This is a genomic window from Streptomyces sp. KLMMK (assembly GCF_036961605.1).
GTDB classification, from domain to species: domain Bacteria; phylum Actinomycetota; class Actinomycetes; order Streptomycetales; family Streptomycetaceae; genus Streptomyces; species Streptomyces telluris.
Map to the genome: position 1 here is coordinate 1 of NZ_JBAMDC010000738.1, position 1,368 is coordinate 1,368.

1 protein-coding gene and 1 pseudogene are annotated in these 1,368 nt (G+C 74.0%); one reads left to right on the forward strand and one right to left on the reverse strand.

Annotation, left to right across the window (positions count from 1 at the left end; all coding sequences use genetic code 11):
* Positions 1-39: 39 nt before the first annotated feature.
* Positions 40-939 (reverse strand): formate dehydrogenase accessory sulfurtransferase FdhD, encoded by a 900-nt coding sequence (fdhD, locus tag V7793_RS37605; protein WP_336014241.1) that lies wholly within the window; start codon positions 937-939, stop codon positions 40-42.
* Between the two features lie 224 nt (positions 940-1,163).
* Between fdhD and V7793_RS37610 the strand changes: the two are divergent.
* Positions 1,164-1,368: pseudogene (locus tag V7793_RS37610) on the forward strand (aldehyde dehydrogenase family protein); the annotation flags it as partial.

Sequence of the window (1,368 nt, forward strand, 5' to 3'; positions counted from 1 at the left end):
TGCTCCGCCGCCCGCCGCCCGCCGCCCGTCGACGCGCCGTCAGTCGTTCGCCGCCCGCTCCCGGAGGGCGATCCGCTGCTCTCCCGCGTACACGTTCATCGACGTCCCGCGCAGGAAGCCCACCAGCGTCAGCCCCGTCTCCGCCGCGAGGTCCACGGCCAGCGACGAGGGCGCCGAGACCGCCGCGAGCACCGGGATCCCGGCCATCACCGCCTTCTGCGCCAGCTCGAACGAGGCCCGCCCGGAGACCATCAGCACTGTCCCGGACAGCGGCAGGAGGCCCTGCTGGAGTGCGCGGCCGACGATCTTGTCGACGGCGTTGTGCCGGCCCACGTCCTCGCGTGCGTCCAGCAGTTCGCCGTCCGCGGAGAACAGCGCCGCGGCGTGCAGCCCGCCCGTGCGGTCGAAGACCCGCTGGGCCTCCCGCAGCCGGTCGGGGAGGGAGGCCAGCAGCGCGGGTTCGAGCCGCATCGGGCCCTCCGGCCCGTCGGACACGGGGTGCCGCGCCGTGGTCCGTACGGCATCCAGGCTCGCCTTCCCGCACAGGCCGCACGAGGACGTCGTGTAGACGTTGCGCTCCAGGGTGACGTCCGGGACGGGCACGCCGGGCGCGAGACGCACGTCGACGACGTTGTACGTGTTGGAACCTCCCCCAGCTACCGCAGGGGGTGCCCCCAGCGTGACTACCGGCAGCTCCTTCGTGGCGCCCGCGCAGTAGACGATGCTGGCGAGCTCGTCGGAGCGGCCCAGCACGCCCTCGCTCACCAGGAAGCCGGCCGCGAGCGCGAAGTCGTCGCCCGGCGTGCGCATGGTGATGGCCAGCGGCTTGCCGTTCAGCCGGATCTCCAGGGGCTCCTCGGCCACGAGCGTGTCCGGGCGGGCGGTGACCGCCCCGTCCCGGATGCGGATGACGCGGCGGCGTTCGGTGACCCGTCCCATGAGCGATCAGTCCCGGAGGTGGTTGGGGTTGCTGGACGCTCCATTGTGGCCCGGGCCGTGGCGGGGCGTGACGTGGGCCTCATCGGGGGCCGGGGCACCTCCCGCGGTCCGCCGCATGGCTACCGTTCCGTATGACTACCGTCCGGTAGCGGACTGCATGGCTGCCGTCCGGTGGTGGACCGCCGACGTTCCCGCCCCTCCCGTACCGAGAGCGGAGATCAGCGATGGCATCCGACCGCACCTCTCCCTTAGGCGAGATCCCTCCCTCGCACGGGGCCCCGCCCGTACTGGCGCTCAAGCCCGGCACCGCATGGGCCGGAGCCTGGCGGCGCTGCCTGGCCGCCGCCCCCGAGGCCTTCCGCGACGACGACCGGGTCCTCAACCTCTGGGCCGGCACCTGGCAGCCCGACGGCACGCCGCTGCCCGCCG